A 20,178-nucleotide genomic window follows, 5' to 3' on the forward strand; every position below is an offset into this window, starting at 1 on the left:
GCCCCGGTCAGACGGGCTGGCCGAAGGTGCCGGTGAGCGGGTCGGAGTGGTGGCAGGCGGCGCAGCGCAGCCGGGTGTAGATCGCCACCGCGCCCATGAAGACGTCCTCGCGCCCGTCGGCCGGGGACGTGGAGGCGGCGGGTTCCCCGCAGTCCAGGCAGACCCGGCGGGGGCGGGCGGCGATCGAGCAGGCGCGGCAGATCAGGTGGGTCGGGTGTTCCGCGTGCACGACGACGGGCTGCGGCCCGCCGTACAGCAGGTGGTCGCACCAGGTGCAGGACTCGTCCCGCTGCGACGCCAGCATCCGGGCGCGGGTCTCCTGCTGCCACTTCGCCGCCTCCTGCAGCGGCACCTTGACCGGCGGCCCCCACCCGGAGGCGGTCAGCCACTGGGCACCCTCGGTGCCGGCGGCCCGCAGCTGGTCGCCGACGGCGATGTCCCTGGGGGTCTTCTCTTTCATCGGGGCCTCTCCTCCGGTGGGCTTCCGCAGGGGATAACGCCGCCGGGACACCGCTGGACACGCCGCCCGCGCCCGCCCCTGGAGGCACCGGCCCGGCTCAGAGGAGCGGCTCGGCTCAGAGGAGCGGCTCGGTGTCCCCGTGCGCGATGAGGAGCTTGCGCAGCAGGGCGTCGAGCCGGTTGCGCTCGTCCGCGTCGAGGGCCGAGAGGATGCGCTCCTCGTTGCGGACGTGACCGGCCAGGGCCCCGTCGATCAGTTCCTTGCCGGCCGGGGTGAGGCGGACCAGGACGGCCCGGCGGTCGGTCGGGCAGGGGTTGCGCTCGACCAGTCCCTTGGCGGACAGCCGGTCGACCCGGTTGGTGATGGCCCCGGAGGTGACCATCGCGGACTTGAGCAGCGCGCGGGCGTTGAGCTCGTACGGCTCGCCGGAGCGGCGCAGGGTGGCCAGCACGTCGAACTCGGAGGAGTCCAGGCCGCAGGCGGTGAAGTACTCGCGCAGGGCGTTGTCGACCCGGACGTTGAGCCGTCGCAGCCGGCCGATCAGGGCCATCGGCCCGGTGTCCAGCTCGGGGCGGGCCCGGGCCCACTGCTCGACGATGTCGTCCACGGTGTCGCGCTGCTGCATGCCCGCCGCCCTTCCGGAGCCGTCTGTCCGTAGCCGTCCGGTGTCCACCGCCCACCCGACGTAGATATCTTAACATTCACATACTTGACGTTCGCGGATCCCCGGCGTAGAAATTATCTCAACGTTCAGATAATCAACGTTCAGGGGGACGTCATGGCCGTCATGGACCGCAAGCGCGCGGGGATCGCCGCCACCGCCGCACTCGCCCCGGCCGCGTGGGGCACCACCTACCTCGTCACCACCCAGCTGCTGCCCGACGGCCGCCCGCTGCTGCTCGCCGCGCTCCGTGCGCTCCCGGCCGGACTGCTCCTACTGCTGATCGGCCGCCGACTTCCCAAGGGGCGCTGGTGGGGGCGCGCGGCCGTGCTCGGGATGCTCAACATCGGGCTGTTCTTCCCGCTGATGTTCGTCGGCGCCTACCGCCTGCCCGGCGGCGTCGCCGCCACCATCGGGGCGATCCAGCCGCTGCTCGTCGCCGGGTTCTCGATCGGCGTGCTGCGGGTACGACCCGGACGGCGGGCGGTGATCGCCGGACTGGTCGGGGTCGGCGGAGTGGCCCTGCTGGTGCTCAAGAGCGGCGCCCGGCTGGACGGCGTCGGCATCGCCTCGATGGTCGCCGGGATCTCGCTGATGGCCATGGGCACCGTCCTCACCCGCCGCTGGGGCCGCCCCGAGGGCGCCACCCTGCTCGACCTCACCGGCTGGCAGCTCCTGGCCGGCTCGGTCTTCCTCGTCCCGCTCGCCGCCCTGGTCGAGGGCGCACCGCCCGCCCTGAGCGCCGCCAACCTGGCCGGCTTCGCCTACCTCGGCCTGTTCGGCACCGCGCTCGCCTACTCCCTCTGGTTCCGCGGCATCGAGCACCTCGGCGCTGGCCCGGCCTCCTTCCTCGGCCTGATCAACCCGGTCGTCGCCACCCTCGGCGGCCTCCTCGTCCTCGGCCAGACCCTCACCCCCTGGCAGGTCCTCGGCCTCCTCCTCGCCCTCGCCGCCATGCTCGTAGGCCAAGCCCCCACCCGCCGCACCCCAACCCCGGCCCCGACCACCACCCCCTCCACAGCCGCGGCCGAGCCCCCCACCCCCCGCCCCGAACCGGCCGCCGCCCGCTGACCAGCCCCTCCCGAACGCCCGCGCCCCGCCGAATCCCTCCTGGCGGGGCGCAGGCGTGTCCGGAGGCGGGAGTGTCATGAATTCGGCTCTGTCCCGTAATCGGTGGTAACGAAGCGTGACGGGCGCCGTTGACAGACCATGCGAGATATCAACGAGCTTGTGGGCACGGTGTTTTCCGGGCTGATGCCGCTGGTGATCGAGGACGTGCTGGACGAGGGCGAGGTGATCCGGGTGGTGGCCCGGACCCAGGACGGTCCGGCGCCCTGCCCGCTCTGCGGGGCACCGACGGACCGGGTGCACGGCTTCCACCACCGGACGGTGGCGGACGTGCCGGCGGATGGTCGGCGGGTGCTCGTGGTGGTGCGCGTTCGCCGCCTGGCCTGCCCGGTGCTGGGCTGCAGACGGCAGACGTTCCGCGAGCAGGTACCCAGTCTGCTGGAACGCTACCAACGTCGCACGAACCGCCTCACGAGCCAACTCGGTTCCATGGTCAAAGAGTTAGCGGGCCGGGCCGCGTCGCGGCTCCTGGAGGTGCTCGGCGCACCGGCCTCCCGGTCCACGGCCTTGCGGGTGCTCTTGCGGGTGCCGCTGCCCGCGCGGCGGGTGCCGCGGGTCCTGGGCGTGGACGACTTCGCCCTGCGTCGGCGCTGCCGGTACGCGACCGTGCTGATCGACGCCGAGAGCGGTGAGCGGATCGATGTCCTGCCCGGACGAGGTGCCGAAGCCCTGGAGACGTGGCTGCGCGAGCACCCGGGTGTCGAGGTGGTGTGCCGAGACGGCTCCGGGGCCTATGGCGAGGCCGTCCGCCGCGCTTTGCCGAAGGCGGTGCAGGTCGGCGACCGGTGGCACATCTGGCGCAACCTGTGCGAGGCCGTCCTGAAGGAGGTGCGGGCGCACTCCGCCTGCTGGGCCACCGCGAATCCGCCCCGCCCGGAGGGCGTGCGCGAGGTGACTACCCGCGAGCGATGGAGCCAGGTCCACGACCTGCTCGGCAAGGGCGTGGGCCTGCTGGAATGCGCCCGCCGCCTCGGCCTGGCCCTGAACACCGTCAAGCGCTATGCGCGCGTTCCTGAGCCCGAGGGCCTTCGCCGGGCGCCGCAGTACCGGCCCACGCTCGTCGACCCCTACCGGGGCCACCTCCGCACCCGCCGCGCCAAGGACCCTGCCGTCCCCGTGCTTCACCTCTTCCGAGAGATCCAGGAGCTGGGCTACACCGGCAGCCTCAACCTCCTCTACAGGTACATCACCCAGGGTCGCGCCGAAGGCGACCGCCCGGTGACCAGCCCGCGCCGCCTTGCCCGCCTCATGCTCACCCGCCCCGACCGGCTACGGGACAAGGACACCGACCTGCTTCAGGCCCTCACCGCCGCCTGCCCCGAAATGACGGAACTCTCCCGCCTCATCCGCTCCTTCGCCGAGTTGCTTGTCCCCGCCCCCGGCAATGACGCCCATCTCACCGAATGGATCACCGCCGCACGCGCCGCTGGCCTTCCCCACCTGCAATCCTTCATCCGCGGCCTCGAACTCGACCGGGCCGCCGTCGACGCCGGCCTCACCCTGCCCCACCACAACGGCCGCACCGAGGGCGTCAACACCCATACCAAAAGGATCATGCGGCAGATGCACGGCCAGGCCGGATTCGCCCTCCTCCGCCACCGCATCCTCCTCGCCTGAATCACAATCGGTTACCACCGATTACGGGGCAGAGCCGGAATCCTGATAGTCCCCCGGAGGCCGGCGCGGAGCAGCGGGTGAGCGTGGACGGCCAGGGTCAGCCGGTGGCGCCGGGGGCCGCCGGAGACGGTGGCGACGTAGATGCGGCGGGCCGTGGGGGCGTGGGTGGGGTGGGCGCAGGCGTGTCCGGAGGCCGGCGCGGAGCAGCGGGTGAGCGTGGACGGCCAGGGTCAGCCGGTGGCGCGGATGTAGATGTCGGCGGCGCCGGGGAGGCCGCCGGAGATGGTGGCGACGTAGATGCGGCGGGCGGTGGGGGTGTGGGTGGGGAGGGCGGTAGGGCTGGGGGTGGGGGTCCAGATGGGGCTCGGGGCGGGGTCGTCGGGGGTGGGCTCGTCCGGGGCGGCGGGCTCGTCCGGGACGGGGTCCGGGGCGGGGGCGACCACGGGGGCCGGGTCGGCGGGGTCGGCGGGCTCGGCGAGGGGGTCGTCGGACTCCGGGACGGGGGTGGCCTCCGGGGACGGGCTCTCGGCGGGAGCGGGGGTGGCCGAGGGGGAGGGGGTGGCGACGGGCGGCGGCGGGGAGTCGGGGAGTTCCGGGGCCTCGGCCGGCTCGTCGCCGCCGAGGGCGGCGAGCAGGTCGGCGGGGAGCGGGGCGACCGGGCCGGGCGCGGGGAGGTCGTAGGCGCTGAGGAAGTCGCCGAGGCCGGGGGCCCGGCCGCCGCCGAGGCGGTAGTGCAGGTAGGCGACCGGGGCGCCGTCGGAGGTGTGGGTGTAGACGGCGCCGACGGGGACGTAGAAGCGGCCGACGCCGGGGTGCTGGGAGGGGTGGAGCCCGGCCAGGCGTTCGGCGCGGTCGCGGTCGGTCTCGCGGCCGGTGCCGCCGGCGGTGAGCGCGTTGACGCCGCGCACCACGAGGGCGGCGGCGACGGACACGCACAGCACCAGCCCGACGGCGACGGTGCGCCGCAGGACCGGGCGGCCGTGCAGGGCGGGCCACGAGTCGGTCACCGTGCGCTCGGGTGGGATGCCGTCCACGGTTGTCTTGCTCCCCCGTTCGGTCAGAACGCTCGATCAGGACGTCTGATCAGGACATTTGTTCGAGATGCCTGATCGGGACGTCACACTCTGCTCGACGTGGGACGGTAGCCGAGAGTTCCTCAGCCCAGGTAGGCGGGGGCGACCGCGGCCTTGGTGACCGGCTCCGCGCGGCCCGAACCGTCCGCCGGGACGGTCCACAGGTCGGCGCCGTAGTCGCCGGGCAGGGCGTAGACCAGGGTGCCGGCGCCGGACCAGAGCGCCTGGTCGTCGATGTTGCGCTGCTCGGCGGTGGCGGTCTCGGTCATGGTGGCGAGGTCGAGCACGTACAGCCGCCACGGGGCGTCGGCGGGCAGGCCGGGGACGCGCTTCTTGTACGCGACGCGGGTGCCGTCCGGGGAGAGCGAGGGGCACTCGACGTTGTCGTGCAGGGCGGTGAGGGTGCGGGCGGTGAGGTCGCCGCGGACGAGGTGGGTCTGCCCGGCGCTGGCGAGGGTGGCGTAGAAGGTGGTGTCGTCGGCGAAGGTGACGCCCCAGATGTTGACGTCGTGCGCCTGGTACGGGCGGCCGTCCAGGACGACCGCGAAGTCCTCCAGGTTCTCCCGCAGGTTCCAGTCCCGGACGTCCACGATCGAGGTGCGGGTGGAGAAGTCGCTGCCCGCGTACGAGTCGCCGCTGACGAAGACCGTCCAGGCGGCGAGGTGCCCGGACGGCGAGACCCGGGAGCGGGTGGGGATGCCGGCCGCCGGGAACGAGCGGAGCTCGCGCAGGTGGTCGTCCAGGACGACGGCGCGGTAGGTGTCCTCCAGCGCGCCGTGCTGGGCCTGGAGGCAGATGCCGGTGCCGGCGGCGGCGTGGAAGCGCAGGCACTGGACGCCCGAGGCGGTGCGCGGGCCGTCCGGGTGGTCGGCGGCGACGGTGGTGATCTCGTCCCGGTGCGGGCCCCAGGCCATGTTGCGGAACAACAGCTGTCGTCCGCCGGACTGCACCTGTAGTGACACCGGGCCGGACGCGACGGTCGGCCCGCCGGGCTGGGCCTGGTCCCGGCGGGCGGTGCGGTCGGCGGCGTAGAGGACGGCCCCGGTGCCGACCGCGCCGAGCAGCACGACGGCGACCAGCAGGATGATCACCCTGGTCCGGTTCCGCAGGTTCATCGGCTCTTCTCCTCCGGGGGCTTCACGACGACGGGTTCGGACGGGTGCGGCACCGCCGCGGCCGGGGGTTCGGACCGGCGCAGCACCGCCGCCGCGCCGAGCACGCACAGCGCCAGCGCCCCCGCCGACCAGCCCAGCGCCGCCGAGCCGCCGACCGCGCTCCACAGCGCGCCGAACAGCAGCGAGCAGGCGAACCGGGCCAGCGCCTGCCCGGTGCCGACCAGGGCGAGCCCGGCGCCGCGCTGCTCGGCGGGTACGGCGTCGGCGGCCGCCGCGGCGAGCACGCCGTCGGTGGCCGCGTAGAAGGCGCCGTGCAGCGCCAGCACGCAGAGCACCGCCGGCAACCCGCGCAGCGGCGAGAGCAGCAGCCCGTACGCGAGCAGCAGCACCCCGTGCCCGGCGAGGAAGAGCCGGTGGCGGCCGATCCGGTCGGCGAGCGCGCCGAGCGGGACGGCGAGCAGCAGGAAGGCCGCGGCGGTACCCAGCGGCAGCAGCGGGAACAGGTCGACGGGCAGGTCCAGTCGGCGCTGGACCAGCAGGTAGAGGAAGGAGTCGCTGACGGTGGTGAGGCCGAGCAGGACGGCGCAGAGCGTCAGCCGGCGCAGCCCCGGCAGCCGCAGCAGGGTGAGGCTAGCGCGCAGCGAGGGGGCGGGCGCCGAGGCGTCGTCGCCCTGGTGCCGGTTCGGCACGAACAGCAACAGGATCAGCACGCCGAGCGCCGCGACGCACGAGCTGACCGTGAACACCGCGTCGTAGCCGTGCCGTTCGCCGCCGTCGGCGAGCAGCGGGCCGCCGGCCAGCCGCAGCACCAGGAAGGCGGTGAGCGGGCCGAGCAGGGCCCCGGCCGTGTCCATCGCCCGGTGCACCCCGAACGCCCGGCCGCGGTGGGCGGGTTCGGTGGCGAGCGAGATCATCGCGTCCCGGGGCGCGGTGCGCAGGCCCTTGCCGGTGCGGTCGACGGCGATCACGGCGCCGATCAGCGGCACGGTGTGGACGAACAGCAGCAGCGGCCGGCACAGCGCGGACAGCCCGTACCCGACGGCCGCGACGGCCTTGTGGCGGGCGGCGCCGTCGCGGCCGCGGCGGTCCGAGAGGTGGCCGCCGACCAGCCGGACCAGCGCGCTGAAGCCGTTCTGGATGCCGTCGAGCAGGCCGAAGCCGAGCGGGGAGAGGCCGAGGCCGGTGAGCAGGTAGAGCGGGAGGACGGCGGTGACCATCTCGGAGGAGATGTCGGTGACCAGGCTGACCGTGCCGAGGGCGAGGACCGCCCCCGGCACGGCGCCCCGCCGCGCCCGACCGGTGGCCGGCGCGGGGGCCGCCCCGAGGGGGGCCGCGTCGGCGTCGGTCGGGGCGGCGGGGGCCTTCGAGCTGCGGGAGTCCGCGACGTACACGGGCGTCAGTTCCAGATTCCGGTGATGTCGGCGGCGCCGGCCGAGTTGCCCGCGTGGGCGTTGACCCCGGCCAGGTCCTCCAGGGTGTGCAGCACGTCGTAGTGGTTGTACGTGGTGGCGGTGCTGCTGCCGGGGGCGACGTGGGCGCCGTAGACGAGGGTCGGGATGCGGTTGCCGGACAGCTTGTTGTCCTCGTCGAAGGTGAGCAGGAGCAGGCTGTTGTGGCTCTTCGCCCACTGCGCGTACCCGTCGAGGTTGGCCTGGAGCCAGGAGTCGCCGGTGCCGACGGAGCAGTCGTGCATGTCGTCGCAGAGGTCCGGGACGACGAAGGAGACCTTCGGCAGGGTGCTGTAGTCGCTCGGGAACGCGTCCATGCCGTACGCGCTGGAGGTGGGCACGTTGCCGAAGCCGAACCACGGGTTGTGCTTCTGGGCGTAGTTGCCGCTGCTGCAGTCGGTGGCGCCGGGGCCGGGCAGGCCCTCGTTGTAGCTGGCCCAGGTCTGGCCGGCGCCGATCAGCTCGGACGCGAGGTTGGGCTGCTGCAGGGCGCCGACGTCCACGCAGCCGTCGTCCACGATGCCCTGGGAGCTGCCGGAGAACAGCATGTAGTAGTTGGGCTGGCTGGGGTGGGTGAGCGCGTAGGACTGGGTCAGCGTCGCGCCGCCGGCCACCAGGGTGGTGTTGATGTACGGGGCCTTGGAGCTGCCGATCACCTGGGAGTAGGCGTGGTTCTCCAGGACGACGACGACCACGTGGTCGGGCGCGGGCAGGCCGGCGGCGGCGCCCGCGGCGGTGTCGGCGGCCGCGCTGCCGCCGGCGGCCCAGAGGCCGAGCGAGCCGGCGACCAGGCCGAGGCCGGCGGCCAGCGCGGTGAGCGGACGGAGCAGGCGCGGCCGGCGGCGGCCGGGGCGCGGGAGGGGGGCGACGGCGGAAGAGGGGGTGCCGGGGGTGCGCAGTCGTGCGAAGGCCATGGGGTCCTCCGGATGTCGGGGCTTCCTGGCGGGAGCGCCGAGAACAGTAGGAGTGCCGCGGTGACGTGTACCGCACAAGACAAGTGAAGAACAGACGAACAGCTGCCGCGCCCCGGCGGACCGGCGGCGTCGGCAAGAGCATCGGGAAAGACATCGGGAAGGGCGTCGGGAAGGGCGTCGGGAGCGGCGACGGCACCGGCGTCGGATCTCACACCCGCCGCGATTGACCCGTTCCGCCCGGGCGTGGTGGGATCACCGGAGCTTGGGACGAAAGGGTGCGGCACGTGAGCGGACTGGTCGCCGTCGTCCCCCGCACCCTGGTGGTCGGGATCGGTGCGAGCAGCGGCGCCGAGCAGACCGAGGTGCTGCGGCTGCTGACGGACACCCTCCGGGAGGCCGGGCTGGACCGCTCCGAGGTGGCCCGGCTGGCCACCGTGGCGGGCAAGGCGGACCACCCGGCGGTGCGCTGGGCGGCCGACCACCTCACCGGCGTACCCGTGGACGAGCACCCGCCCGAGGCGCTCGCGGGCGTGCCGGTGCCGAACCCCTCCGCCGCCGTCGGTACGGCCGTCGGCACCGCGAGCGTGGCCGAGGCCGCGGCGCTGGCGAGCGCGCCGGGGGGCCGGCTCGTGGTCACCAAGCGGAAGTCGGCGCGGGCCACGGTCGCGATCGCCCGGGCGGCGCCGCACGGACGGCTCGCACCGCTCGACCTCGGCGACGACCCGCGGCCCGCCGTGCCACCCGGCCCGTAGAACCGCATCACGTCCACCACCAGTCGCGACCACCCGAACCAGCCGCACCACCCAGCGAGGAGACCCCGCGTGACCGCCCCCGAACCCGACCTGCGCCACCACGGCGACGCCGAGGTGCGCGCCGACGGGCTCGGCCTGGTCGACCTCGCCGTCAACGTCCGCACCGGCACTCCCCCCACCTGGCTGCGCGAGCACCTCGCGGCCACCCTCGGCGACCTCGCCGCCTACCCCGACCAGAGCGCCGCACGCTCCGCCGTGGCCGCCCGGCACGCCCGCCCGGTCGAGGAGGTGCTGCTCACCTCGGGGGCGGCGGAGGCCTTCGTCCTGCTGGCGCGTGTCCTGATGCCACGTCACATCGTCGTGGTGCACCCCCAGTTCACCGAGCCGGAGGCGGCCCTGCGGGACGCCGGACACCACGTGCACCGGGTACTGCTCTCCCCCGGGGACGGCTTCCGGCTGGGCGCCGTCCCCGAGGAGGCGGACCTGGTCGTCCTCGGCAACCCGACCAACCCGACCTCCGTGCTGCACCCCGCCGAGGCCGTCGCCGCACTGGCCCGGCCGGGGCGCACCCTGGTGGTGGACGAGGCGTTCATGGACACCGTCCCGGGCGAGCGGGAGTCCCTCGCCTCCACCCGGGACCTGCCCGGCCGGGTCGTCGTACTGCGCAGCCTCACCAAGACCTGGGGCCTGGCCGGACTGCGGATCGGCTACGTGCTCGGGCCCGCACCGCTGATCGCCGGCCTCGGCGCCGCCCAGCCGCTCTGGCCGGTCTCCACCCCGGCGCTGGCCGCCGCCGAGGCGTGCAGCGGCCCGGCGGCGCTCGCCGAGGCGGAGCTGGCGGCGGCCGAACTGGCGCTCTGGCGCGAGCACTTGATGAAGGGCCTGGCCGCCTTCCCGTCGGTGCGGCTGTACGGCGAACCGGCCGCCTCCTTCGTCCTGGTACGGCTGCCCGACGCGGCGGCGGTCCGGCGGCGGCTGCGCGAGCACGGCTTCGCCGTCCGGCGCGGGGACACCTTCCCGGGGCTGGGCGAGGAGTGGCTGCGGATCGCCGTCCGGGACGAGGCGACCACCGACCGGTTCCTCAACACCCTTGAGGCCGTGCTCGATTCGGCCTGACCGGCGCAACAGCAGCCCACCCCCGGCCGCCCTCCCGTCAGGGCGGACGGACGGGCGGACGGCCGGGCGGACGCACGACAGCCCACCCCCGGCCGACCCGGCGAGCGCTACTGGAGCCCGAGCGCCTCCGCCGCCAGGGCGGTGCCCTTCACGCGGGCCGCGATCTTGGCGAAGGCGGTGTCCCGCGAGGTGGAGGCGTCGTCTGCGAACGGCGAGAATCCGCAGTCGTCGGTCGTGCCGAGCTGGTCGACCGGGATGTGCCGGGCTGCGGCCAGCACCCGGTCGCGCACCTCCTCCGGGGTCTCCACCCTGGGGTCGATCGGGTCGGTCACTCCGACGAACACCCGGATTCCGGGGCGGAGTTGATCCGCGATGACGGCGAGCACGCGGTCGGGGTCGGCCTCGCTCGCCAGCTGCACGTAGAAGTTGCCGACCCTGAGCCGGAAGAGCTTCGGCAGCAGCTCGGCGTAGTCGACGTCCAGGCTGTGGGTGGAGTCCTGGTCCCCGCCCGGGCAGGTGTGCACGCCGAGGCGGGCCCGCTCCTCCTCGGCGAACCGGTCGAGCACCTGGTTGTTGAGGGCCACGAAGTCGTCCAGCAGAGTGCCCGACGGGTCCAGCTTGAGCGACAACCGGGCCTCGGTGAAGTCGAGTTGGACGACGTGGGCGCCCGCGTCCAGGCAGCCGCGAATGTCGGCCTCGGCCTCGTCGGCCAGGTCCTCCAGGAAGTTCTCGCGCGAGTACCCGTCGATGCCGTCGGCGGGGTAGAGCAGGCTGAGCGCGGAGGGTGCGATGACGGCCTGCTTGACGGGCTGCGAGGTGTGCCGCAGGGCGTCGCGCAGATAGGTCTCGGCACGGACCCGGTACCGGAAGGGTCCGGCGGTCAGCCGCGGCAGCTGCCGGGTGTGTCCGTCGGCGAAGGGGATGACGGCGCCGTCCCCGGCGAGGGAGGTCAGCCCGGCGAGGGGGTACGTGACGAAGCTCGGCTTCGCCTGCTCGCCGTCCACCAGGACGGGGCAGCCGAGCTCCGCCAGCCTGGCCAGGGTGTCGGCGGTGGCCTCGTCCTGCAGCTTCTTCAGGTCGGCGTCGGACAGCCGCCCCTCGGCGTGTTCGGTCAGGGCGTTCAGCAGAGTGCTCGGCCGGGGGATGCTGCCGATGGGCTCCGTGAGAATGGTCATGACGGGACGGTAGAAAGGGCGGCGCCCCGAGCACAATGGGGCGCTCGGCGCACTCCGCTCGACCGTTCACACCTCGCGCGCCCCACCCTTCTCCGTTCACGCCCCTGGAACAGCACACCCCTCCGCCCAATCCCGTAGCGTGGCGAAGTCGTCGGCGAGCAGGCCGAGTCGGGGGTTGACGTGCAGGGCGAGCGCCGGGCCTGGGTGGTTCGCCTCGATCCACTCCTCGTCCCGCGGGCCGAGTTCGTCGTCCACCCAGACGAACGGGCGTCCGGCGGCCCAGGCGACCACGTCCCTGGTCTTCCAGTGCAGCCCGTCCCGCGCCTCGCCGAACAGGTCGGACCAGCTGATGTACGGGAGTTCGGGCAGGCCCAGGTGCGGGCCTATGTGGGTGTTCGCGTCGCCCATCCAGCCGGTGGCCCACACCAGTTCGTAGGGCAGTGCCAGCAGTTCCGCGCCGTGCGAGGGGTTGAGCCAGACCCGCAGCGGCTTGACCCGGACGGCGGGGGGCTTGGCGTGCCTGGCGCGGGTCGCCTGCCGGGCCTGGACCGCCGCCAGGTGCTCCTGCTTCGCCACCCACCAGGAGGGGCGCAGCCGGTGGGTGGCGTAGCCCTCGGGCCTCCGCTTCGGCGCGGCGTAGGGGTTGAGCGGTCCGTCCACGTCGAGGAGGAGCAGGGGCTGCTGGGTCATGCCATGAATTCTCGGTCCGGCGGGGGCGCTTGACCAGCGGTTTGCGGGTCGACGCGCGTAGCGGGCGCCCGCTACGGGCGGGACCACAGGTTGCGGGCGGCGAGCAGCGGGAGCACCCCCTCGCCGAACCAGTACGCCTCCTCCAGGTGCGGCATCCCGCTCAGCACGAACTCGTCGACGCCCAGCCCGTGGTACTCGCAGATCAGGTCCGCGACCTCCCGATGGCTGCCCACCAGCGCCGTGCCGGCGCCGCCGCGCAGCAGCCCGATGCCGGCCCACAGTCCGGGATACACCTCCAGCCGCTGCGCCGAGCCGCCGTGCAGCGCGAGCATCCGCCGCTGGCCCTCCGACTCGCTCCGGGCGAGCGCCCGCTGGGTCTCCCGCACCCGCTCCGGGTCCATCGCGGCGAGCAGCCGTTCGGTCTCCGCCCAGGCCTGGGCGGCGGTGTCCCGGGTGATCACGTGCAGCCGGATGCCGAACCGTACGGTCCGGCCCCGGGCGGCGGCCAGGCCGCGGATCCAGCGGATCTTCTCCCGGACCTGGGCGGGCGGTTCGCCCCAGGTCAGGTAGACGTCCGCGTGCTCGGCGGCGACGTCGCCGGCGGCCGGGGAGGAGCCGCCGAAGTACACCGCCGGGACCAGGTCCGGCAGCCGGTTCAGCCGCGCCCCCTCGACCCGCAGGTGCGGCCCGTGGTGGTCGACCGTCTCCCCCGCCCAGAGCCGCCGGGTGATGCCCAGGAACTCCCCGGTCCGCGCGTACCGGGCGTCCTTGTCCAGGAAGTCCCCGTAGGCGCGCTGCTCGGCGGACTCCCCGCCGGTCACCACGTTGAGCAGCAGCCGCCCGCCGGACTGCCGCTGGTAGGTGGCGGCCATCTGCGCGGCCAGCGTCGGGCTGATCTGCCCGGGCCGGAACGCCACCAGGTACTTCAGCCGCTCGGTCACCTGGCTGAGCATCGCGGTGGTCAGCCAGGCGTCCTCGCACCAGGCCCCGGTCGGCGTCAGCACCCCCTCGAAGCCCAACTGCTCGGCGCTGCGGGCGATCTGGCCGAGGTAGCCGACGCTCGGCGGCCGGTCCGAGCCGGCCGTGCCGGGCGTGGAGCCGTGCCCGCCGCCGACGATCAGCCGGCTGTCGCCGTTGGTGGGGAGGAACCAGTGGAAGGTGAGAGCCATGGACGGACACACTCCTGGGGCCGGTACTGCCTGCGGTCGGTTGACGGAACCCGCCGACCGCGACACCCGTCCGCCCACACCCGCCCCAGGTCCACGTGCAGACGGCGCACGAGGAGGGGGCGGTCCGGAGCAGTCATGGCCCGATTCTCCGGGACCGCCCCACCCCGATCAAGACCCGGCCGGAACCGGCTCGCTACCGCGCCGTCCAGCCGGTCCAGCTGCCGTTGGTGTCCCGGGCCCGGGACCAGGTCCGGCCGTCGGCGCCGGGCACGTCGATGCGGAAGGCGCCGCCCATGGTCGCCGCGGTGATCTCGACCTTGCCGGCCATGGTGCCGCCGAGGGACTTCCAGTCGGTCAGCTTGGTGGAGTTGGCGATGGTCGACCGCGTGTACACCGCGTGGTTGGTGCCGATCACCAGGATCAGGCGGGTGCCGTCCCGGAAGTCGAAGAAGGTCGCCCCGCTGCCGTAGCTGCCGCCGCAGTAGAACGTGCCGCCGAACAGTCGGTCGCTGCAGGTCGTGACGCCCGGCACGGGGGTGCTCCCGGAACCGGCCGGCTCGACGGCGAGGCCCTGCGCCACACCCGGCCCGGCCGGCTTGCCCGGCGTGATCGGCACGCCCGGCCTGGGAGCGCCCGGCACCGTGGTCGGCGCACCCGGCGAGGGAACACCCGGCACCGTGATCGGCACGCCCGGCGTGGTGGCGGTGGTCCCGCCGGCGGCCGAGGCGGGAGCCGCAGCCGCGGCCAGCCCGATGCCCGCGAGGGCGGCGGCGGAGACGAGGGCCGCCTGGATCTTCTTCATGAACGCTCCTGAGTGAACGGTTCGGGCCGCGGGCGGCGACCGGTCGGCGCGCGAGCGCTTCCCGGCGCCCGCCCGTCGGGCCCTCTCCGGTAGCAACGGGAGCCCCGCTCGGCCGAGTTCAACGGCTGGTCCGCCGATTTCGCGGAGCCGACCGGAACGCCGCCGGGCCTCCCCTCGCGTGGAGGGGAGGCCCGGCGGACTGCTCAGGAGACGCGGCGGATCAGACCTGGCCGGCCTTCTCCAGGGCCTCGCAGCAGGTGTTGATCAGGAGCCGGGTGACGACGTAGGGGTCGACGTTGGCGTTCGGGCGACGGTCCTCGATGTAGCCCTTCTTGTCCACCTCGACCTGCCACGGGATGCGCACCGAGGCGCCACGGTCGGAGACGCCGTAGCTGTAGACGTTCCACGGGGCGGTCTCGTGCTTGCCCGTGAGGCGCGACTGGATGTCGTGGCCGTACTGGTTGACGTGCTCCAGCACCTTCTCCTGCGAGGTGCCGAGCGACTCGCAGGCGGTGATGATGGCGTCGTAGCCCTCGCGCATCGCCTTGGTGGAGAAGTTGGTGTGGGCGCCCGCACCGTTCCAGTCACCGCGGGCCGGCTTGGCGTCGAGGGTGGCGTCGATGCCGAACTCCTCGGCGGTGCGGTACAGCAGGTAGCGGGCGATCCACATGTCGTCCGAGACGGTCAGCGCGTCGACCGGGCCGATCTGGAACTCCCACTGGCCGGGCATGACCTCGGCGTTGATGCCGCAGATGGCCAGGCCGGCGTCGATGCAGCGGTCCAGGTGCAGCTCGACGATCTCGCGGCCGAAGACCTCCTCGGCGCCGACGCCGCAGTAGTAGCCGCCCTGCGGGGCCGGGAAGCCGCCCTCCGGGAAGCCGAGCGGGCGGGAGCCCTTGAAGAAGGTGTACTCCTGCTCGATGCCGAAGATCGACTCCTGCGAGGCGTACTTCTCGGCGACCTCGCGCAGCAGGGCGCGGGTGTTGGAGACGTGCGGGGTGCCGTCCGTCTCCAGGACCTCGCAGAGGACCAGGATGTTGTCGCCGCCGCGGATCGGGTCCGGCGTCACCCGCACCGGGTCCAGCACGCGGTCCGAGGCGTGGCCCTCGGCCTGGCTGGTCGAGGAACCGTCGAAGCCCCAGGTCGGGATCTTGTCGGCGTTGGGCAGGACGCGAGTCTTGGAACGGAGCTTCGCGGTCGGCTTGGTGCCGTCGATCCAGATGTACTCGGCCTTGATTGCCACTGCGTGTCCCTCGCATTGCTGGGTGGTGGGTGCCCGCGTAGCGTCGCAAGCCGCCGTTTCCCGGTTGTTCCTCTTGTGTAACGCGCAGGTGAACCAACCGTCCGCATTGGCACGGTCACGGTGCGGGAGTGCCGGGGGTGACACTCCCGCCGTTCCGGGTGCCATGAGTGATGACGTGGGTACGTTCAGTGACGACGCATGATCAGCGCCACCCCGTGGTCAGCGGAGCCACACGGTCAGTACCGCCGCCCGGTCAGTGCCGGCGGGCGTGCGCGGCGCGACGGCGCCGGGTGACCCACAGCGCGGCCGCCCCGCCCGCGACCAGGGCGGCGGCCCCCGCGGCCAGCGGGCCGGTGGCGCTGCTGCCGCCGGTGGCGGCCAGCTTCTCCGACTTCTCCACCGCGGCCTGCGGAACGGGGGTGCGCGAGGCGGTGGTGTCGGCGACCGGCTCGACGGCGGGCGCGCTGGTGGGCGCGGCGCTCTGGGTGGCCGGGCCGGACGGGGTGGCCGCCGGCCCGGAGGGCTTCTCGCAGCTCACCGAGGCGACGGTGACCTTCCCGGTGACCTTGGCGACGTTCAGGTTGAGCGGGTTCACCTCCACCTGCACCTCCAGGGCGGAGGCGGCGGCGGTGGTCGTGGTGACGGTCTTCTTGGAGAACTCCACCGAGACGCTGCCGACCAGCGGCACGTCCACCTTGGTCGGCCCGTACAGGCCGACGGTGACCGGCTTGCCGAGCACGCTGAGCTTGAGCGGCGCGACCACGTCGGCGGTGGGCTGCCCGTCCACCGGGCAGCTGGCCTCGGCGCTCATCGCCTCCAGGCCGAGCAGCGCGGTGGCGGGCAGGCCGGGGGCGTGCACGTCGGCGTTGACCAGCTTGACGGAGGCGGTGGCGCCCTTGGCGTCGACGCGGGTGACCGACTTGCCGACGTCCGCCTTGACCAGGGTGACGGGGCCCGTCTGGTCCACCCCGGCCACCGTGGCGGTCAGGATCGAGCCGTCGCGCTGCGCCGGCGACTCCACCTTGTTCAGCGCGATGTTCACCGGGACGTCCACCGCCTTGTTCAACAGGCTGACGTCCAGGTCGAGTTCGGCGGTGACGGCGCGCGCCTTACCGGGCGACGACGGGGCGGGCTCGGCCGCCTGGACGGGCGCGGCGGTGAGCAGTGAGCTCGCCACCACGGCGGTGGCCGCGGCGGCGGAGACGATTCGGCGAGCGGACGGGCAAGCGGACGGGCGCGAAGACGAGGCCGAAGACGGGCGAGAAGACAAGGCGGTACCCCCACACAGATGAAACGATGAGCCGCCAGTCTTCTCGAACAATCCGTCACATGAGTAACACAGAACGTCATTTCACCCGTTGGAGTGAGATTGGCGTTCTGCGCTGACCCATCTCTGCTAGGGCCTGTCGTCGAACTCCCGTCGTCCGCCCGGAGGGTGGGCGGGGCGGCGTCGGGGTGCGTGCATCGCAAGGCGGAGGAGGGAGCCACTGCGGTGGGGGCACCTCCCGGCCGAAGGCTGGGGGCCATTGGCGACCGACGACAACGCGGCGAGGTGCGTGCCCCGGCGGCGCCCCGCAGACGCGAGTTCGACGACAGGCCCTAGGGCAGCCGCCAGTCCACCGGCTGCGCCCCCTGCCGCACCAGCAGCTCGTTGGCCCGGCTGAACGGCCGCGAGCCGAAGAAGCCGCGGTCGGCGGACATCGGGCTGGGGTGGACCGACTCCACCGACGGGACGTTGCCCAGCAGCGGCCGCAGGTTGCGGGCGTCGCTCCCCCACAGGATCGCCACCAGCGGGCCGCCGCGCGCCACCAGCGCCCGGATCGCCTGCTCGGTGACCGCCTCCCAGCCCTTGCCCCGGTGCCCGCCGCTCTTGCGCGGCTGGACGGTGAGCACCCGGTTGAGCAGCAGCACGCCCTGGTTCGTCCACGGGGTGAGGTCCCCGTTGGACGGCTCCGGCAGGCCCAGGTCGGTGCCGTACTCCCGGTAGATGTTGATCAGGCTCGCCGGGATCGGCCGCACCTCCGGCGCCACCGAGAAGCTGAGCCCGACGGCGTGGCCGGGGGTCGGGTACGGGTCCTGCCCGACGATCAGCACCCGCACGTCGGCGAAGGGCTGCTGGAAGGCGCGCAGCACGTTCGGGCCGGAGGGCAGGTAGGTGCGGCCTGCGGTCAGCTCGGAGCGCAGGAAGTCGCCCATCGCGGCGACCCGTCCGGCGACGGGTTCCAGGGCGGTGGCCCAGCCGGGCTCGACGATCTCGTTCAGTGGACGCGGTGCCATGGTCGCCACCCTATCGGCCTACACCGACACGGCTTTCAGCGGATGATCATGTGATCGAGAGGGCCCGACGGGCCGGCGGCACCCCAGCGACGGGCCGCTCGGGAGCCGGCCGCGCCCCCGCCCGAACACCCTCCCCGGCCCCGCAGCGGAACCCCCGGCGCGGCTACCCGACCGGCCGCCCCCGCAGCACCACCAGCCGCGGGTCCGCGAGCACCCGGACGTCCGCCCGCGGGTCCTGCGCGTACACCACGAAGTCCGCCGGCGCGCCCTCCTCCAGCCCCGGCCGCCCCAGCCACGCGCGCGCTCCCCAGCTCGCCGCCGACAGCGCCTCGGCCGGGCTCAGCCCCGCCTTCACCAGCTCCGCCACCTCCTCCGCGACCAGCCCGTGCGCCAGCGAGCCGCCCGCGTCGGTGCCGACGAACACCGGGATGCCCGCGTCGTGCGCGGCGCCCACCGTGGCGTACCGGCGCTCGTGCAGCCGCCGCATGTGCGCCGACCAGGCCGGGAACTTGGCCTCGCCGCCGGCCGCGAGGTCCGGGAAGGTGGCGATGTTGACCAGGGTCGGCACGATCGCCACCCCGCGCTCGGCGAAGACCGGGATCAGCTCCTCGGTCAGGCCGGTGGCGTGCTCGACGCAGTCGATCCCGGCCGCCAGCAGGTCCGGCAGCGACTCGGCGGAGAAGCAGTGCGCGGTGACCCGGGCGCCCTCCTCGTGCGCCGCCGCGATCGCCTCGGCCAGCGCGTCGCCGGGCCAGCAGGCGGCGAGGTCGCCGCGGTCGCGGTCGATCCAGTCGCCGACCAGCTTCACCCAGCCGTCCCCGCGGCGGGCCTCGGCCCGGACGTAGGCGGCCAGGTCGCCGGGCTCGATCTCGTGCGCGTAGTTGCGGATGTAGCGGCGGGTGCGGGCGATGTGCCGCCCGGCCCGGATGATCCGGGGCAGGTCCTCGCGGTCGTCGATCCACCGGGTGTCGGCGGCCGAGCCGGCGTCGCGGATCAGCAGGGTGCCGGCGTCCCGGTCGGTGAGCGCCTGCTTCTCGCTGGTCTCGGCGTCCACCGCGCCGTGCGCGTCCAGGCCGACGTGGCAGTGCGCGTCCACCAGGCCGGGCAGCACCCAGCCGGTCACCGTCCGGACGTCCCCGGCGGTCGGCGGGCGGGTGAAGCTCACCCGGCCGTCCACCACCCAGAGTTCGTCCCGGACGTCCTGCGGACCGACCAGCACCCGACCCCGCACGTGCAGCACCGCGCCATCGCTCATGGCCGCACTCTACCGACGGGCGGGTTCCGTGTAAGCAGTCACAATGCGGCAGACTCGTTTCCGCACCCCCACCCCGCACGACCCCCGCGCGGCCCCCGCGCGACTCCCGCGAAACCCCGCGAAAGGCGATACCGACGTGAGTCCCTTCCTCGACCTGCCCCCGCTCAGCGCCGCCGAGTTCGCGGCGATCGAGGACCAGGTGGCCGCCCTGCTGCACACCGGGGCCGACGTGATCGTCACCCAGGGCGAGGCGCTGCTGCCCCTGGAGGCCGCGATCCGCGGCGCCGCGCACCCCGGCTCGACCGCCCTCAACGTCGTCACCGGCCCGTACGGGCAGACCTTCGGCAACTGGCTGCGCTCCTGCGGGGCGAAGGTCGTCGACCTGGCCGTGCCCTTCGACAGCGCGGTGAGCGCCGAGCAGGTCGCCGCGGCCCTGGAGGCGAACCCGGAGATCGACTTCGTCTCCCTGGTGCACGCCGAGGCCGCCACCGGCAACACCAACCCGGTCGCCGAGATCGGCGCCGTGGTCCGCGAGCACGGCGCGCTGCTGATGCTCGACGCGGTGGCCTCCGTCGCCGCCGAGCCCGTGCTCACCGACGAGTGGGGCGTCGACCTGTGCGTCATCGGCGGCCAGAAGGCGATGGGCGGCCCGGCCGGCGTCTCCGCCGTGTCCGTCTCCGAGCGCGCCTGGGCGCGGATCGCCGCCAACCCGGCCGCCCCGCGCCGCTCCTACCTCTCGCTGCTGGACTGGAAGGAGCGCTGGACCGACGCCGGCCGCGCCGTACTTCCGCACGCCCCGGCCCAGTTGGAGATGCTCGCGCTCGGCGCCTGCCTGGACCGGATCGCCGCCGACGGCCTGCCCGCCGTGATCGCCCGGCACCGCGCCGCCTCGGCCGCCACCCGGGCCGGCGTCCGCGCGCTCGGCACCCTGGCCCCGTACGTCGTCGAGGACGCCCACGCGGCCCCGGTCGCCACCACCCTGCGCACCCCGGACGGCGTCGACGCGACCGCCCTCGCCGCCCGCCTCGACCCGGCCCTGCCGGTCCAGTCGGGCGGCGGCGCGCTGGCCGGCTCGATGCTGCGGGTCAACCACTACGGGCGGGCCGCCTCGCTGGACACCGTCCGCGCCTGCCTCACCGGCCTCGCCGCCGCCACCTCGGCCGACCCGGCGCCCGCCCTGGCCGCCGCCGAGGCCGCCTGGAACGCGACCGTCGCGGCCTGACGCGCGCACAGCGACCGTCGCGGCCTGACGCACGCACGGCGACCGTCACGGCCTGACCCAC

Annotated in this window: 19 protein-coding genes; 5 read left to right on the forward strand and 14 right to left on the reverse strand. The window is 74.1% G+C overall.

Annotation, left to right across the window (positions count from 1 at the left end; all coding sequences use genetic code 11):
* Positions 1–7 precede the first annotated feature (7 nt).
* A complete protein-coding gene (locus AMK13_RS07750; protein ID WP_049655346.1) occupies positions 8–460 on the reverse strand; it encodes a hypothetical protein in 453 nt (150 codons plus the stop codon).
* Positions 461–575: 115 nt separating this feature from the next.
* On the reverse strand, positions 576–1,085 hold the full coding sequence (locus AMK13_RS07755) for a MarR family winged helix-turn-helix transcriptional regulator (RefSeq protein ID WP_074001633.1): 510 nt from the start codon (positions 1,083–1,085) through the stop codon (positions 576–578).
* A 162-nt stretch (positions 1,086–1,247) separates the two neighbouring features.
* Here AMK13_RS07755 and AMK13_RS07760 point away from each other — a divergent pair, with 162 nt between their 5' ends.
* A complete protein-coding gene (locus AMK13_RS07760; protein ID WP_074002105.1) occupies positions 1,248–2,192 on the forward strand; it encodes an EamA family transporter in 945 nt (314 codons plus the stop codon).
* 138 nt (positions 2,193–2,330) lie between these two features.
* Entirely contained in the window at positions 2,331–3,866 is a 1,536-nt protein-coding gene (locus AMK13_RS07765; RefSeq protein WP_107418698.1) for an ISL3 family transposase, read from the forward strand.
* A 230-nt stretch (positions 3,867–4,096) separates the two neighbouring features.
* Here the strand turns inward: AMK13_RS07765 and AMK13_RS07770 are convergent, their stop codons facing one another.
* From AMK13_RS07770 to AMK13_RS07785, 4 genes are all read right to left on the reverse strand, one after another.
* Positions 4,097–4,900, reverse strand: coding sequence for a hypothetical protein (locus AMK13_RS07770; protein WP_074001634.1), 804 nt, complete (start codon positions 4,898–4,900; stop codon positions 4,097–4,099).
* Between the two features lie 122 nt (positions 4,901–5,022).
* Entirely contained in the window at positions 5,023–6,054 is a 1,032-nt protein-coding gene (locus AMK13_RS07775) for a TolB family protein (RefSeq protein WP_074001635.1), read from the reverse strand.
* Positions 6,051–7,445 carry an MFS transporter gene (locus AMK13_RS07780; protein WP_074001636.1) on the reverse strand — a complete coding sequence of 465 codons (1,395 nt, stop codon included), beginning with the start codon at positions 7,443–7,445 and terminating at the stop codon, positions 6,051–6,053. Before AMK13_RS07780 ends, AMK13_RS07775 begins: the two co-directional genes overlap by 4 nt.
* Positions 7,446–7,450: 5 nt before the next feature.
* The gene (locus tag AMK13_RS07785; RefSeq protein WP_079271938.1) at positions 7,451–8,416 is read right to left on the reverse strand and encodes an alkaline phosphatase family protein; all 966 of its coding nucleotides are present in this window, start codon (positions 8,414–8,416) and stop codon (positions 7,451–7,453) included.
* A gap of 284 nt (positions 8,417–8,700) precedes the next feature.
* On the opposite strand from AMK13_RS07785, the gene AMK13_RS07790 reads away from it, so the two are divergent.
* A complete protein-coding gene (locus AMK13_RS07790) occupies positions 8,701–9,168 on the forward strand; it encodes a cobalamin biosynthesis protein (protein ID WP_074001637.1) in 468 nt (155 codons plus the stop codon).
* Between the two features lie 69 nt (positions 9,169–9,237).
* A complete protein-coding gene (gene cobC, locus AMK13_RS07795; RefSeq protein WP_074001638.1) occupies positions 9,238–10,284 on the forward strand; it encodes an Rv2231c family pyridoxal phosphate-dependent protein CobC in 1,047 nt (348 codons plus the stop codon).
* Positions 10,285–10,391: 107 nt separating this feature from the next.
* On the opposite strand, the gene AMK13_RS07800 is transcribed toward cobC, so the two are convergent.
* The 8 genes from AMK13_RS07800 to AMK13_RS07835 all read right to left on the reverse strand — a co-directional run bounded on the left by AMK13_RS07800 (position 10,392) and on the right by AMK13_RS07835 (position 18,895).
* Positions 10,392–11,459, reverse strand: coding sequence for a cobalamin-independent methionine synthase II family protein (locus AMK13_RS07800; protein WP_074001639.1), 1,068 nt, complete (start codon positions 11,457–11,459; stop codon positions 10,392–10,394).
* A 96-nt stretch (positions 11,460–11,555) separates the two neighbouring features.
* On the reverse strand, positions 11,556–12,149 hold the full coding sequence (locus AMK13_RS07805) for a hypothetical protein (RefSeq protein WP_049656658.1): 594 nt from the start codon (positions 12,147–12,149) through the stop codon (positions 11,556–11,558).
* A 71-nt stretch (positions 12,150–12,220) separates the two neighbouring features.
* A complete protein-coding gene (locus tag AMK13_RS07810) occupies positions 12,221–13,318 on the reverse strand; it encodes an LLM class flavin-dependent oxidoreductase (RefSeq protein ID WP_074001640.1) in 1,098 nt (365 codons plus the stop codon).
* 193 nt (positions 13,319–13,511) lie between these two features.
* A complete protein-coding gene (locus AMK13_RS07815; protein ID WP_074001641.1) occupies positions 13,512–14,120 on the reverse strand; it encodes a hypothetical protein in 609 nt (202 codons plus the stop codon).
* Between the two features lie 220 nt (positions 14,121–14,340).
* On the reverse strand, positions 14,341–15,363 hold the full coding sequence (gene glnII / locus AMK13_RS07820; RefSeq protein ID WP_074001642.1) for a glutamine synthetase: 1,023 nt from the start codon (positions 15,361–15,363) through the stop codon (positions 14,341–14,343).
* Between the two features lie 253 nt (positions 15,364–15,616).
* Entirely contained in the window at positions 15,617–16,684 is a 1,068-nt protein-coding gene (locus AMK13_RS07825; protein WP_338016255.1) for an SCO1860 family LAETG-anchored protein, read from the reverse strand.
* A 278-nt stretch (positions 16,685–16,962) separates the two neighbouring features.
* Positions 16,963–17,640 (reverse strand): uracil-DNA glycosylase, encoded by a 678-nt coding sequence (locus AMK13_RS07830; protein ID WP_049659571.1) that lies wholly within the window; start codon positions 17,638–17,640, stop codon positions 16,963–16,965.
* A 163-nt stretch (positions 17,641–17,803) separates the two neighbouring features.
* Complete coding sequence (locus AMK13_RS07835; protein WP_074001643.1) at positions 17,804–18,895, reverse strand: amidohydrolase family protein; 1,092 nt, start codon at positions 18,893–18,895, stop codon at positions 17,804–17,806.
* 136 nt (positions 18,896–19,031) lie between these two features.
* Between AMK13_RS07835 and AMK13_RS07840 the strand changes: the two genes are divergently transcribed.
* On the forward strand, positions 19,032–20,117 hold the full coding sequence (locus AMK13_RS07840; protein WP_074001644.1) for a pyridoxal-phosphate-dependent aminotransferase family protein: 1,086 nt from the start codon (positions 19,032–19,034) through the stop codon (positions 20,115–20,117).
* Positions 20,118–20,178 lie beyond the last annotated feature (61 nt).

Origin of the sequence: Streptomyces sp. CB02056 (assembly GCF_001905545.1) — a bacterium.
Taxonomy (GTDB): Bacteria; Actinomycetota; Actinomycetes; order Streptomycetales; family Streptomycetaceae; genus Kitasatospora.